The organism is Paraburkholderia flagellata, from assembly GCF_021390645.1.
GTDB lineage: Bacteria > Pseudomonadota > Gammaproteobacteria > Burkholderiales > Burkholderiaceae > Paraburkholderia > Paraburkholderia flagellata.
The window spans coordinates 116,042-129,398 of the sequence record NZ_JAJEJT010000001.1; the positions used below are offsets into that span (position 1 = coordinate 116,042).

Below are 13,357 nucleotides of genomic sequence, written 5' to 3' on the forward strand. Positions count from 1 at the left end.
CGCGTTTGCCGAACCAACTGCTCTAATATCGGCAGGATCCATGGTTCGAGGACTCGCCCCTTGAAGATTCCCGCTCACGCCCCGCTGCATCTGCTGCACCAGGCACCCACCGGCACGCTCGCCACGCACTCGCGCGAACCACGTGGCTTCCCGTATCCCACGCTGCTGCCTTTCGCGCCCGACGCGCGGCACCGCCCGGTGATACTCGTGAGCCGGCTCGCCGAGCACACGCGCAATCTGCTCGACGATTCGCGCGCGGGCTTTCTCGTCGCGCACGCGAGCGACGCCGATGTCCTGAACGCACCGCGCGCCACGCTGCTCGGCCGCTTCGAACCGGTCGATGCCGCCGCCGGCGAAGCGAGCGAGGCGCTGGCGCGGCGCTACGTGCGCTATCACCCGGACGCCGAGCGTTATCTCGCGCTCGGCGACTTCACGTTCTGGGTCATGCAGGTCGAGCGGCTGCGCTATATCGGCGGCTTCGGCGCAATGGGCTGGATGGACGGCGCGGACCTCGACTCGCTGGAGCTGCTCGCACCCGCCGACGAAATCACGCTGATCCGCTTTTTCGAAGCCCACCCCGCGCGCCGCGCCGGGCTGGATCTGGCAGGAGTAGACCGCTACGGCGCGGATCTCGTGATCGACGGCGCGCGCACGCGTTTTGTTTTCGATGCGCCGCAGTCCGATTTGCAATCCTTGCATGCGGTGCTAGCGGACTGCATTGAGCGCCATACGCCCTGACGGGATTATCGAGCCCATGCGGGCGTTATCCCGCCGTCTATATAGCGTGCCGTCTCATGCTGCTTCGCAGCAATTTATTTCTGTCCCCGTTGATTGGGTCAAAGTTGTCATGCGATGAAATGTTTGACGCATTTCAAAGCATTTAATTTTCATCCGCTGCTAATTACGAGATGGGGATTTATCTGGCGAATGCGAGATTTAGTAAAAATACCGATTTGCACGAAATGACAAGGAGTTAGCCCCTTGTTGGAAGCGACAGGATTTGAATCTGGTTTAAATTATTTTTATTCCTTACACGCATCCCGGCATTCAATTCTGTGTTAATCTCGCCACCGATTTCCGAGGCACGCATCTATCAATCGGCATACTGGCGCGAGATCAGTAGCCATTAAAGATCAAACCACAAGGGCACCTATGTCTTCCTACAAGGAACTCCTCGCTCAGCGAGAAAAGCTGGAAAAGCAGATTGAAGAGGCGAAGGCTCGCGAATATGCCGAGGTCCTCGACGAAATCAAGCAGAAAATGGCCGACTACGGCATTACGCTGGCAGAACTCGGTGGCGGCCGCGCCAATGCCAAAGCCGCGAAGGCAGCCAGCCGCTCGCGTGCGAGCGTCGCGCCGAAATACCGCGATCCCGACAGCGGCAGCACGTGGTCGGGCCGTGGCAAGCCGCCGCGCTGGATCGCCGGTCAAGACCGCGATCGTTTTCTGATCCAGAAGTAAATCAACTTGTCAGCGGCGCGTTTCAATCCGCTGCGCATGAGTCGAAGCAGGAGCGGAGTCAGGCAAGGTATCTGCTGATTCTCGAAAACTGGAAGCCGCGCAGTCCGGGGACGCGCGGCTTTTTGATTTTCTACGCCGCACGCGGTTGGAGACGCCAGTACCCGTGGCGTGAATGAGAATGCTTCTTTGTCTTGTAGGCATCTGATTTAAAAGAGATTTTTAGGGGTATCCATAAAATCGACGCATACGGTAGCTACAATCGCGGTGATTCCCTAATTTGCCCTCTCGCCGCGTATGACCTCTTCCGTCGCCCCACCGTTATCAGATAAACACGAGGTCGCGCGCCGGACCACGTGGGTCAGCGTTGCCGTCAATAGTGTTCTGGTGGTGCTGCAAATCGTCATCGGCGTGTTTGCGCATTCGCAGGCGTTGATCGCCGACGGCGTGCATTCACTGGCCGATATCGTTTCCGACTTTGTCGTGCTGCTTGCCAACCGGCATAGCGGCGCTAAACCGGACGCCGATCATAACTACGGCCACAGCCGTTATGAGACGGTCGCGTCGTTATTCCTTGGCGCATTATTGATTGCGGTGGGCGTTGGCATGCTGGTGCGCGCCGGCACACGCATCATGAATCTCGGCGATATTCCGGCGCTGCACGTGAGCGCGCTGGTCGTGGCGCTTCTCGTGCTGGTTTCCAAGGAAGGGCTGTTTCGCTACATGCTGCGCGAGGCGCAGCGCGTGCGATCGGCCATGCTGATCGCCAATGCGTGGCATGCGCGCTCGGACGCGGCGTCGTCGCTCGTGGTGGCCATCGGCATTGTGGGCAGCCTCGCGGGCGTGCGGCTGCTCGATCCGATCGCGGCGGCCATTGTCGGCTTCATGGTCGCGCGCATGGGTTGGGTGTTCGGCTGGGACGCGCTGCAGGACCTCTCCGACCGCGCGCTCGACGAAGCCGCCGCCGCCGATTTGCGCGCGCTGCTGACGAGCACGCCCGGCGTGCTCGACGTGCACGAGATGCGCACGCGCAAGACCGGCGACCTCGCGCTCGTGGATGCGCACATCCTCGTCGATCCGCTGATTTCGGTTTCGGAAGGGCACTACATCGCGGAGACGGCGCGCGCTCGTCTGCTCACCGATTCACGCGTGCTCGATGCGCTGATTCACGTCGATCCCGAAGACGACATGCATGTGCGGTCCGTGGCCAACCTGCCGCCGCGCGACGACGTGGCGCAGCGCCTGCGCAACGCGCTGGCGGACCATGACGTGCATGTCGAAGCGGTGACGCTGCACTACTTGAGCACGGGGCTGGAGATTCAGGTGGTCCTGGCCGCGAGGGACGACGTGCGCCGCGTGGCCTCGATGGACCTGGAAGCGCTGCGCGTGCGCCTCGGCGCAAGCAAACTCGACGTGATGCAGTCGATCGATGCGCACGGCACGCTCGCCACGCACGACAAACCGCACGAGACACATTGAATCGCGGTGAGCGGCGCGGCAAAAACGCCACCGCGCCTTCACGGTTTCAAAGCGGCAATTGCGTATCGAACTTGATTTCTCGCAGCACGACGCTCGTGCGCACCTGCGCCACGGCGGGAATGCGGAAGATGCGCTCGTGCAGGAAGGCGTCGTACGCCTTGATGTCGGGCGCAACGATCTTGAGGATGTAGTCCGATTCGCCCGTGGTGCTGTAGCACTCAGTGACTTCGGGGCAGGTGGCGATCTCGCGCTCGAAGGCTTCGACGCCGCCTTCGGTGTGTCGCGTGAGATGGATATGCGCGAGCGCGCAGACGTGCAGGCCAAGCTTCTCGCGATCGAGCAGCGCCGTGTAGCGCTGGATCACGCCCGACTGTTCCATGTCCTTGATACGGCGCCAGCACGGCGTGCTGGACAGCCCCACCTGGTCGGAGATTTCCTGCACCGAGCGGCGCGCGTCGAGCTGCAGCAGGCGCAGGATCTTCTGAGAGAACGTATCGAGTGTCAACTGCGCCTCCATTGCGTCGCTGTATTCCTGAATGTTAGAGGCCAGGAGAACGAAACGCAATGCAAAGCGCTGCTGGTGAGGGAGATCACCTAATTTGCCGGAGTGCTCGCGGCGTTTTGCCCTGAGTCGTCCCCGTCTGCGGCGAGCGCGGCTTGCTGTGCGCGCAGGTCGGCCAGCATGTTGCAGAAGAGGGCGCCTTGCTCAATCGCGTCGTCGAGCGCGACGTGCGTGTGCGGGTGGTCGTCGAACCAGTGTTTCGGAAAGCGCGGCTTGATGCACTTGCGGTATGGCAGGCCCGTCATCGCAAAGGCGAGCGTCTTGATGTCGAGCGCCGACCACGAGAACGGGCAGCGCCCGGCGAAACGCATCATGTACCAGAACATGAAGGTGAAATCGAAGCCCGCCGGCATCGCCACGAACACGGGCTTGCCGGGCAGCGCCTCCACCCATTCCACATAGGCGACGAGCGCCGCGGCCGGATCTTGCAGATCCTTGCGGCATGCGGCCCAGGCCTCGGGTTGCGTCTCCCACCAGGCGGCCTGCACGGGGTGCGGCGCGGCGCCTTCGAGCATCTCGAGATTGGCCGAGAACGTGGCGATCAGACGCTTGTCGGCGGTATAGGCTGCCGAAGCAAAACTCAGCATCGAATGCGGGCCGGGAATCGGACCGTCGGCCTCAACGTCGGTGCTGACGTAGATCTCCTCAATAGCGGCTTGATTCATCGTACTTTTCACTCTCATCCAGGTACGCCATCTGCGACGTAGGGGTTGGAGCGGCGCTCCTCGCCGAATGTCGAAACAGGGCCGTGGCCCGGCACGAACGTGACGTCGTCTCCCAGCGGCCAGAGCTTTTCGCGGATCGAACGAATCAGGTCCGCATGATTGCCGCGCGGAAAGTCCGTGCGGCCGATCGAACCGGCGAACAGCACGTCGCCCACCGTGGCGACCCGGTGCTCGCGGCTGAAGAAGATCACGTGACCCGGCGTGTGCCCGGGGCAGTGATAGACCTCGAGTTCTTCGTCGCCAAAGCGCACCGTGTCGCCGTCGTGAAGCCAGCGCGTGGGCTCGAACGCCTCGGCGTGATCGAAGCCAAAGCGCACGCTCTGCTGCGGCAACTGATCGATCCAGAAGCGCTCGTCTTCCTGCGGCCCTTCGATCGGCACGCCGAACTTCGTAGCGAGCGCCTTCGCACCGGCGCAGTGGTCGAGGTGGCCGTGCGTGAGCAGCACCTTTTCCAGCTGCACGCCCTGGCGCTCGATCTCGGCCTCGATGCGCTCGAGGTCGCCGCCCGGATCGACGACGGCAGCGCGGTTCGTCGTTTCGTCGACGAGCAGCGAGCAGTTTTGCTGGAACGGCGTGACGGGAATCAGCGTGATTTTCATGCGGGGTTCGTGGGCGGGTTTGTGCGGTTCGGGTCTCGCGGGGCGCACGCGGCAGCGCTTCGAAAGCGACGGTGCGCGCCGGTGGCCACAGCCAAAGGATCGATTGTACCGGGGTGCAGGCAGCGCCGCCGACGCCGCCCGCGACGGCCTGAATCCCTTGTCAGACAAGGGATGCGGCGGCGCAAGGCGAACGGCTTTGTTACATCAATAGTGAAAAATCATGGAGATTTGTGGGGCATCGGCGTGACAGGAATAACTTTTGGGTATAATGCGACCCATCACGCACGGAATTCGTGCTTTCAAAGGGCGGTGTGACCTTCGCAAAAAAAGAGGTCGCGTACACCGCCGTCAAGCAGTGCTGTCGTTGAAGACGGGCCGAAGAAGGCTGCCTTACAACAAGATAGCAAATCAGGTGTCGATCCGATCGACGCCGCACGTCTTGCCCAGCCAGGTGCCACGCGCCTGCAACGGCCTTACATGCCGTGACGCTGGGTGGGGCCTACGCCGCCGTTCCTGTGCGCCGAGAGTTTCCGGCGCGCCTGAACGAGTTTCATCGTTCGATGGCGGCATGTGGGGTCTGGTCAGGCTGCCGGGGACAGGTTGCGCCAGACGTGAAAGATAACTAGCGGTTAGCGGCTTAACAGGGCTGCATCCGGGCATTGGCACGCGTTCGCCTTTTTCATTTCAGGCGAGCGATGGCGAAGCCATGCCTGCGACCGCCGAAGCCTTCCGACAACGCGCACACATGGCGCGGGACAGGCTTCGAACACGTGATGGCAATGTTATGAACCTTAGACTGACTCGACGACGACTCGGGAGTCTCGCAGCCGTGTCCATACTGGCCGGTTGCGCCATGCCGCCTGGCCCGCAGGACCAGGCGTCGAGCGACGCCCTTCGCACGAAGGACGCCGCGTTTACCGCGCCGCAAGGCTACGGCTCCGCGCTCGCCGCGCTGCCCGCATCGGGCACCGCCAGGGACAGCTCGCTCGCGAACGCCGAGGCGATCGACGAGAGCAGCCCGGACATCCACTCGTTCCACCAGACCGGCCGCGCCTCGTGGTATGGCCGCGCGTTCCACGGCCGCCGCACCGCAAGCGGCGAACGCTTCAACATGAAGGCGCTCACGGCTGCGCACCGCACGCTGCCGCTCGGCTCGTATGTGCGTGTGAGCGTGCCCGGCACGTCGAAGTGGGTGGTGGTGAAGATCAACGACCGTGGCCCGTACGCGCGTGGCCGCGTGCTCGACCTGTCGTATGCCGCCGCCAAGCTCCTTGGCGTGCAGCACGCGGGTACGGCGAAGGTGGACATTGAAGGCCTCTCGCGCCAGGAAGCGAAGGCCGCGCAAGCGGATATGGTTGCCGCGAACTCGAATATCGACAACTAAGCGCGTCCGGTTGGGCGTGGCGCTGAGTGCGCCGCGACGCGCCTGAGACTGAGCCGCCTGGTAGTGTTGAATGCATATGCGAAGGGCCGCCTGATTGAGTCAGGCGGCCCTTCGGTTTTTCTGGTGAGTGCTTTTGACTGCTGCGGCTGGCGGTTCAGTCGTCCGCTTCTTCCTCGCCTTCACCCTTCAATTCCAGCGCCCGCGCGTAGAGTGCGTTACGCGACGCGCCCGTGAGCGCCGCCGCAATCTTTGCCGCGCCCTTCACCGGCACTTCCTGAAGCAGCACGCGCAAGAGCGCGTCGTGATCGGCCTCGCCTTCTGCCTGCTCGCTCGCACCTTCCACCACGAGGACGAACTCACCGCGCTGACGGTTTGCATCCCCAGCGAGCCACGTTGGCGCTTCGGCCAGGGTGCCGCTCCAGAGCGACTCGTGTAGCTTCGTCAATTCGCGGGCGATGAGGATGCGGCGCGCGGGACCGAACGCATCGGCGAGCGACTGCACGGTTTCGACGATGCGATGCGGGGCTTCGTAAAACACCATCGCGTGCGTATGCGCGGCGAGCGGCTGCAATGCGGTTGCGCGTTGCTTGGGCTTGGGCGGCAGAAAACCGAGGAACGTGAACGTCGACACCCAGTCGCCGGCAGAAGAAAGCGCCGTTGCGAGCGCGCTTGCGCCGGGCAGCGGCACGACGTTCAGGCCGGCGGCGCGCACGGCGTCCACGAGCTTGGCGCCCGGATCGGAAATGCCGGGCGTGCCCGCGTCGGAAACGCAGGCCACGCGCTCGCCCGCGCGCAGAAACTCAATTACGCGCTGCGCAGCCTCGCGCTCGTTGTGCTCGTGCACGGCGACGAGCGGCTTCGAAATACCGTAGCGCGCGAGGAGCTGGCCGGTGTTGCGCGTGTCTTCAGCGGCGATGCGATCGACGAGACCGAGCACGTGCAGCGCGCGCAAGGTGATGTCGGCGACATTGCCGATGGGCGTTGCCACGACGTACAGCGTGGCGGCCGGATACTGCTGGGCCTGTGCGAGTTCGAAAGGGGACGAGAGGGACGTCATGGCACGCAACGCGCGAATGCAGGAAAAGAGGCCGACATTGTGCCACGCGGGCGCGAGCGCGCCCGAGGGAGGCGGCGCGAGCGAACGCGCGCGCGTAGACAACTTTTGTGCGCGAGCGCAGTCGAATGCCAAACGCCGCGCGACGGGCGCGCGTTTCGAAGCGCACGCGTTAGCGTTTTTGCGCCGCGAGCGTTTGGAACTGGTCGCGCGCAACGTGAATTGTCGAGGCGGTGAACTCGATCTCGTGATGCGCGAGCGAGACGGCACATTGGTTTTCGTGGAAGTCCGCGCCCGCGCGCGGCCGGAATTTGGCGGCGCGGCGGCAAGCGTGGGGTGGCGCAAACAGCAACGCGTGCTGTGCGCGGCGCGATACTTCCTCGCAACGTGGCGCGGCGCCGATGCGAACGGCACGGCGAACACGGAAGTGCGAACGCCGCCCGCGTGCCGCTTCGACGTGATCGCGTTCGAGAGCGGCCGGCTGGTGTGGCTGCGCGACGCGTTCCATGCGCAAGCGCACGAGAGCTAAAACTGAGGCAATAAAAAGAAGGGTGAAAATGAACGCCCTCGAGTGCGCTAAACTTGCGGCACGCCGCAACACGCGGAATTTTTGCGATACCCGCAGTACAGATTAGAGAGTCGATGTCCGTCGAACGCATTCAACAGCACTTCCGCGATAGCGCAGCCATTACGCTCGCGGCCATGGAAACCCTGGCGGTCCCGATTGCCGCCGCGGTCGATACGATGTTCGCCGCGCTCGCGAACAGCAACAAGATCCTCGCATGCGGCAATGGCGGATCCGCTGCCAACGCCCAGCAACTCGCCGCCGAACTGATTGGCCGGTTCGAGCGCGAGCGCCCGGGCCTGCCCGCGCTCGCGCTGACCACCGACGCCTCGGTGCTTACCGCCGTTGCCAACGACTACGCATACGAACAGGTATTCGCGAAGCAGGTGCGCGCGCTCGGCCAGCCGGGCGATGTCCTGCTCGCCATCACGACCTCGGGCAACTCCGTGAACGTGCTGGCCGCCATTCAGGAAGCACACGAACGCGAAATGGTCGTGATCGCGCTGACCGGCAAGGGCGGCGGCGACGTGAACAGCGTGCTCGCCGATACCGACATTCAGCTGTGCGTGCCGAGCGATCGGACGGCGCGGATTCAGGAAGTGCATCAGTTAACACTCCACTGCCTGTGCGACGGCATCGATGCGATGCTGCTGGGCGAAGACTGACACCGTAAGACGAAGAGAGGGGAAGTTGATGAGCAGATACAGCATGACGCGCGCGCTGGCACGGACCACGCTGACGATCGGCTTCGCAGCCTCGCTCTGCGCAAGCCTGCAGGGCTGCTTCCTGGCATTGGCGGGCGCGGCGGGCGGCACGGCGCTGGTCGCAACCGACCGCCGCACGGTGGGCTCGCAAACCGAGGACCGCGAGATCCAGGTGAAGGCGCTGGCCGATCTCGGCAAGCAACTGCCCGATACGGCGCACGTGAACGTGGCGGTGTTCAACCAACGCGTGCTGATCACGGGTGAAGTGCCCGACGACGCGTCGAAGCAGAAGGCTGAGAGCATCGTGCGAGCCGTGACGAACGTCGCTTCGATCGTCAACGAGCTGGCGGTGCAGCCGGCTAGCTCGTTCTCCTCGCGCGCGAACGACTCGTACCTGGAAGGACGCGTGAAGGGAGAGCTGATTGCCTATAAGGACATCTCCGCGAACAACTTCAAGGTGGTGAGCGAGCGCGGCACGATCTATCTGATGGGCCTTGTTACGCCGGATGAAGGCAATATCGCCGCCAACGCGACAGCGGGGGTCATGGGCGTGACGCAAGTGGTGAAGTGCTATCAATACATCGATCCGCAGCAGGCGGCGGTGGCGACGGCGGCTGCGGCCAGTGCGCCGGCGGCGGCTCCTGCTGCCGATGCGCCGACGGTGGGGGCGGTGCCGGATTCGGGCGTGACATCGCAGCCTATCGATCACCAACCGCCCGCGCCCGTGACGAATTCTTCGACTACGCGGCCGGGGAATGCGGGGGCGTTGTGATGGGGCGTTTTGTTGGTGTTTTTGTTGCGTCGGTGGTGGTTGCAGGGGCTGGTTTTGGGTTCGCTTCGCCGGCTTTTGCTGCCGTGGCGGATGGGTTGAGGGTGGCTCAGGCTAATGCTTGCATGGGGTGCCATGCGGTGGATCGGAAGCTTGTTGGGCCCTCGTTCAAGGATGTCGCTGCGAAGTACAAGGGCGATGCCGCGGCCCAGGTCAAGCTGGAGAAGAAGGTACGCGACGGTGGAGCTGGAGTTTGGGGGGCTATTCCTATGCCCTCTCACCCAGGGATGAGCGCCGCCGATATTCATTCCGTCGTGGGCTGGGTCCTCGCTGGAGCGCCTTCGAAGTAGTTTTGCTTGGGGTCAAATTTGACGCTTGGCAAAACGGATTTTGTGTGTGTAGAATCGGTGATTCATTGGGGCGGTAGCTCAGCTGGGAGAGCGTCGCGTTCGCAATGCGAAGGTCGGGAGTTCGATCCTCCTCCGCTCCACCATTTATTCTTCCGATGATATCCACGGAAATCCATAAAACCCCGTAAGTTCAAAGGCTTGCGGGGTTTTTTGTTTCTGGCATATCCGCACTCATCCGTTGACAGCCGGCTCCAAAAGGGGAAGACTTTTGGGGCAACCCTCCGTCCTGGCTAGGCAGTATTCCCCAAAATGGCGCTGACCGACACCGCCATCAAGCACGCCAAGCCCGCCGAAAAGCCGAGAAAGCTGTTCGACGGCGGCGGCCTTTACCTCCTGCTCACATCCGACCAAGGCATGTACTGGAGGCTCAAGTACCGATTCGGCGGCAAAGAGAAAAGCCTGTCGTTCGGCGTCTACCCGGAGGTGACGCTGGCGGCAGCGCGGACTCTACGAGACGAGGCCCGAGCACTGCTCGCTGACGGGGTCGATCCCAGCGAGGTACGGAAGGAGAAGCGCGCCATCCTGCGGAGTGAAGTCGCTCGGCTGGAGGCGGCCACACGCTTTTCGATGGATAGCGACGGTGCGCTATCGATCCGACTCGGCTCGCGGCGCATGAACCTGAGTCCATCGGAGACTACCCAGCTTCGCGCCTTTCTGAATGCAACGCGCGAGGTGCTCGCCAAGGAGTGAGCATGGCACTGACCGACGTAGTCGTTCGCAACGCTAAGCCGACGGGGAGGCTCTACCGCCTGTTTGACGAGCGCGGCATGTATCTGGAGGTTTCCGCCACGGGTGGCAAGTGGTGGCGCTTCAAGTACCGATTCGCGGGCAAGGAGAAGCGGCTGTCACTGGGCGTCTACCCGGATGTCGGTCTCAGGGACGCACGAGTGAGGCGGGACGAGGCGCGCAAACTCGTGGCGAAGGGAATAGACCCTAGTCAGCAAAAAAAGGCACAGAAAGCCGCGACACTGGGGCAGGCCGCCAACTCGTTCGAAGTGGTCGCGCGTGAGTGGTTCGCCCGTCAGTCGCCCGGCTGGGCTCAGAGTCACTCCGAGAAGGTGATCCAGCGTCTCGAAAAGGACGTCTTCCCCTGGCTCGGCAAGCGACCCATCGCGGAGATTTCCGCGCCCGAGGTGCTGGCGGTGATTCGGCGCATCGAAGAGCGTGGCGCGAAGGATACGGCGCATCGTGCCATGCAGAACTGCGGTCAGGTATTCCGCTACGCTGTCGCAACTGGGCGAGCCCAACGTGACCCCACTGCTGACTTGAAGGGTGCCCTCCCGCCCGTTAGGCACGAGAACTTCGCATCCATCACCGATCCCGCAAAGGTGGCCGAATTGCTGCGTGCCATCGATGCCTTTCGCGGTACGTTCGTCGTGAAATGTGCGCTGCAGTTGGCTCCTCTACTGTTCGTGCGCCCCGGCGAACTGCGCAAGGCCGAATGGTCCGGATTCAACCTCGACAAGGCCGAATGGCGTTACGTCGTCAGCAAGACCAAGACGGAGCATCTCGTTCCGCTGTCCACGCAGGCGGTGGCGATCCTGCGCGAGCTGCATGCTCTGACCGGGCAACGGCCCTATGTCTTTCCCGGCCGCGATCCCCGCAAGCCGATGAGCGAGGCGGCGGTCAACGCTGCCCTGCGTCGCATGGGATACGACACTAGAACGGAAATTACTGGCCACGGCTTTCGGGCCATGGCGCGCACGATTCTCCATGAGGAACTGCACGTCAAACCCGAGGTGATCGAGCATCAGCTTGCGCACAAGGTGCCGGATGCCTTGGGCACGGCGTACAACCGCACGAAATTCTTGAGCGAGCGACGGGCAATGATGCAACAGTGGGCCGACTACCTGGACACGCTCAAGCTGAGTGGGGCAGTCGCCTCAATGCGGCAAGACTAGTAAACCACGGCTTCACCGTCCTGCGTCGCTCCAGGCTTTCCGTTTTGTTATTCGAAGATGCCGACTGTATCTGGCTGGACCCCAGAAATAACAATAGCGTGCGAAAGTCAATTAAGTATCACTAAATTCACTGCTTTTGTTCCTATGTTTTCAAGACCATTTATTGCTAAATACAGTTTAAATGTCGCTAAAAAATCTTGCGCATGATTTTATGGCGGACGATTACCCATTGATTCAGGTGAAAAGTGATGTATCGTTGCGTTGTTGCATTCTTTTAATGTGCTACGCGCACGAAGCATCCAATGACCACCGCTATTCTTCGACTCCCCGCCGTTATGGCGCGCACCGGTATCGGTAGGAGTGCTATTTATATGAAGATCGCCCAAGGACAGTTTCCTGAGCCGATCGAACTCGGACCACGCATGGTTGGTTGGCTCGAATCAGACATAGACGAGTGGATCACGCAGCAGGTGAAGCGCAGCCGTGAAGATGGGGCGTGGCGCAACCGGCGGTCACCGAACCCCAGCGCACGCGAGAAGTAACCGGCCTAACGGTGGCGTTGCGAGCCGTGAAGTAGCCCGGCGGTATGTTGGGAATGCGTCAGGCTAGGCCGACGGGCCGAAAGGCGGGACTCCTTCACGCGCCTGCCTGATGCCCCTGATGAAGGACGCGCAATGACGGATGCGCCCATGGTCACCGATGACACAGCGCGGGATGACGAATTACATGATGCAGCTCATCCGTTTACCCATAAGGTCGCCGCACAGTTGGCACAGCAAGCTGGTAAGCAGCTTGACCATGCACAGACGGCGCGTTTTGCCGAGCACCTGAACGGCGCAGCGTTTCAATTCCTCAGCATCGACTGGCCACTGGAGCAGCGTCAGACCAACACGGAGATCGCGCGCAAGCTCGATGCCGTGCACTCGGCGATCAACACTCTCAGCACGAAACTCGACCCCGACGTGCTCAGCCTTATCACGTCGGCCCTGCAGGAAAAGGTGGAAAAAGAATGCTGGACGTCCACGGGCCGCAGGGTAATCGGCGCTGCTGAAGAGGAGGAGCGGGAGCGCCGTCTTCTCACCCTGATGGCAGAGGTGCCCAAGGTCATTGCGGCGTTGGCGGATGGTATCGACGGAGCACAGAAAATCGTAGAACGGCGTAAGGAGGGTGCGCGGGGGAAAGAGAACACCGGCAACAGGGCACTCGATCAACTGTGCTGGAACCTGCTCGCGGGCTACAAGCGCTATCTGCACCCACGGGTGAGGCTATGGGTGGGCGACGCAGCAGGATGTTCCCCTGCCATTCGATTCATGCAGGCATGCTTCAAAATCTTCTCTGACGTGTTGCCCTCCGACTGTCCGAAGCGTTCCGAGCTGCTTCACGCGTTGCGTCCCTCCGACACCGCGCTCCGGGACCGCATCAAACGGATGCCCCGCCGGATGCTCCGCCGCTTTCAGTGGGCGCGGCGTATCCGGGAATCACGCGCCATCAAGTAGGTGCAACTCGACGCGGAAATTCGCAACGAGCTGCTTTCTACCAGGAAGCCCAGTGCACTCCTAGGATCACTCCATAGCCATCTAACGGCGTTTCTTTGGAGTGCTAGATGCATACCGCAACCCCGATTCCCTCCGGCCTTGCCGCTATAGCTGGCGGGCGTGACTACGTTCTTACGCACGAGTTCGGTCGAGCGATCAATCGATCCGGCCAGACCATCCGCAAGCTGCTTTGCACTGAGGGGCATGCCTAC

16 protein-coding genes and 1 tRNA gene are annotated in these 13,357 nt (G+C 62.3%); 13 read left to right on the top strand and 4 right to left on the bottom strand.

All coding sequences use genetic code 11. The features are described 5' to 3' along the window. The first annotated feature begins 60 nt into the window (after positions 1 to 60). The 3 genes from L0U83_RS00525 (at position 61) to L0U83_RS00535 (ending at position 2,937) form a co-directional block, all read left to right on the top strand. Positions 61 to 738 carry a HugZ family pyridoxamine 5'-phosphate oxidase gene (locus L0U83_RS00525; protein WP_233878958.1) on the top strand — a complete coding sequence of 226 codons (678 nt, stop codon included), beginning with the start codon at positions 61 to 63 and terminating at the stop codon, positions 736 to 738. Positions 739 to 1,152: 414 nt separating this feature from the next. Then, positions 1,153 to 1,461, top strand: coding sequence for an H-NS histone family protein (locus L0U83_RS00530; RefSeq protein ID WP_091993872.1), 309 nt, complete (start codon positions 1,153 to 1,155; stop codon positions 1,459 to 1,461). Positions 1,462 to 1,755: 294 nt separating this feature from the next. After that, positions 1,756 to 2,937 carry a cation diffusion facilitator family transporter gene (locus tag L0U83_RS00535; RefSeq protein ID WP_233878959.1) on the top strand — a complete coding sequence of 394 codons (1,182 nt, stop codon included), beginning with the start codon at positions 1,756 to 1,758 and terminating at the stop codon, positions 2,935 to 2,937. Between the two features lie 46 nt (positions 2,938 to 2,983). On the opposite strand, the gene L0U83_RS00540 is transcribed toward L0U83_RS00535, so the two are convergent. The 3 genes from L0U83_RS00540 to L0U83_RS00550 all read right to left on the bottom strand — a co-directional run bounded on the left by L0U83_RS00540 (position 2,984) and on the right by L0U83_RS00550 (position 4,823). Continuing rightward, positions 2,984 to 3,454: an Lrp/AsnC family transcriptional regulator gene (locus L0U83_RS00540; protein ID WP_174479506.1), complete on the bottom strand. Its 471-nt coding sequence runs from the start codon at positions 3,452 to 3,454 to the stop codon at positions 2,984 to 2,986. A gap of 77 nt (positions 3,455 to 3,531) precedes the next feature. Continuing rightward, complete coding sequence (locus L0U83_RS00545) at positions 3,532 to 4,164, bottom strand: 3'-5' exonuclease family protein (protein ID WP_028203150.1); 633 nt, start codon at positions 4,162 to 4,164, stop codon at positions 3,532 to 3,534. Positions 4,165 to 4,178: 14 nt separating this feature from the next. Further along, positions 4,179 to 4,823, bottom strand: coding sequence for an MBL fold metallo-hydrolase (locus L0U83_RS00550; protein ID WP_233878961.1), 645 nt, complete (start codon positions 4,821 to 4,823; stop codon positions 4,179 to 4,181). Between the two features lie 784 nt (positions 4,824 to 5,607). Here L0U83_RS00550 and L0U83_RS00555 point away from each other — a divergent pair. Beyond that, on the top strand, positions 5,608 to 6,207 hold the full coding sequence (locus tag L0U83_RS00555; RefSeq protein WP_233878965.1) for a septal ring lytic transglycosylase RlpA family protein: 600 nt from the start codon (positions 5,608 to 5,610) through the stop codon (positions 6,205 to 6,207). A 154-nt stretch (positions 6,208 to 6,361) separates the two neighbouring features. Here the strand turns inward: L0U83_RS00555 and rsmI are convergent, their stop codons facing one another. Next, a complete protein-coding gene (gene rsmI, locus L0U83_RS00560; protein WP_233878968.1) occupies positions 6,362 to 7,264 on the bottom strand; it encodes a 16S rRNA (cytidine(1402)-2'-O)-methyltransferase in 903 nt (300 codons plus the stop codon). On the opposite strand from rsmI, the gene L0U83_RS00565 reads away from it, so the two are divergent. From L0U83_RS00565 to L0U83_RS00605, 9 genes are all read left to right on the top strand, one after another. Next, positions 7,263 to 7,790: a YraN family protein gene (locus L0U83_RS00565; protein WP_233878969.1), complete on the top strand. Its 528-nt coding sequence runs from the start codon at positions 7,263 to 7,265 to the stop codon at positions 7,788 to 7,790. The genes rsmI and L0U83_RS00565 overlap by 2 nt on opposite strands. A gap of 113 nt (positions 7,791 to 7,903) precedes the next feature. Further along, the gene (locus tag L0U83_RS00570; RefSeq protein WP_233878971.1) at positions 7,904 to 8,491 is read left to right on the top strand and encodes a phosphoheptose isomerase; all 588 of its coding nucleotides are present in this window, start codon (positions 7,904 to 7,906) and stop codon (positions 8,489 to 8,491) included. Positions 8,492 to 8,519: 28 nt separating this feature from the next. Continuing rightward, the gene (locus L0U83_RS00575) at positions 8,520 to 9,302 is read left to right on the top strand and encodes a BON domain-containing protein (protein ID WP_233878972.1); all 783 of its coding nucleotides are present in this window, start codon (positions 8,520 to 8,522) and stop codon (positions 9,300 to 9,302) included. Next, entirely contained in the window at positions 9,302 to 9,649 is a 348-nt protein-coding gene (locus tag L0U83_RS00580; protein ID WP_233878975.1) for a c-type cytochrome, read from the top strand. Before L0U83_RS00575 ends, L0U83_RS00580 begins: the two co-directional genes overlap by 1 nt. A gap of 67 nt (positions 9,650 to 9,716) precedes the next feature. Continuing rightward, positions 9,717 to 9,792: transfer RNA gene (locus L0U83_RS00585), tRNA-Ala, on the top strand. 166 nt (positions 9,793 to 9,958) lie between these two features. Continuing rightward, entirely contained in the window at positions 9,959 to 10,399 is a 441-nt protein-coding gene (locus tag L0U83_RS40780) for an Arm DNA-binding domain-containing protein (RefSeq protein ID WP_373320938.1), read from the top strand. 2 nt (positions 10,400 to 10,401) lie between these two features. Further along, positions 10,402 to 11,610, top strand: a complete 1,209-nt coding sequence (locus tag L0U83_RS00595; protein ID WP_233878978.1) for a tyrosine-type recombinase/integrase — start codon at positions 10,402 to 10,404, stop codon at positions 11,608 to 11,610. Between the two features lie 302 nt (positions 11,611 to 11,912). Next, positions 11,913 to 12,152: a helix-turn-helix transcriptional regulator gene (locus L0U83_RS00600; protein ID WP_267939189.1), complete on the top strand. Its 240-nt coding sequence runs from the start codon at positions 11,913 to 11,915 to the stop codon at positions 12,150 to 12,152. Between the two features lie 147 nt (positions 12,153 to 12,299). After that, the gene (locus tag L0U83_RS00605) at positions 12,300 to 13,106 is read left to right on the top strand and encodes a hypothetical protein (RefSeq protein ID WP_233878981.1); all 807 of its coding nucleotides are present in this window, start codon (positions 12,300 to 12,302) and stop codon (positions 13,104 to 13,106) included. The last annotated feature ends 251 nt before the right edge of the window (positions 13,107 to 13,357 follow it).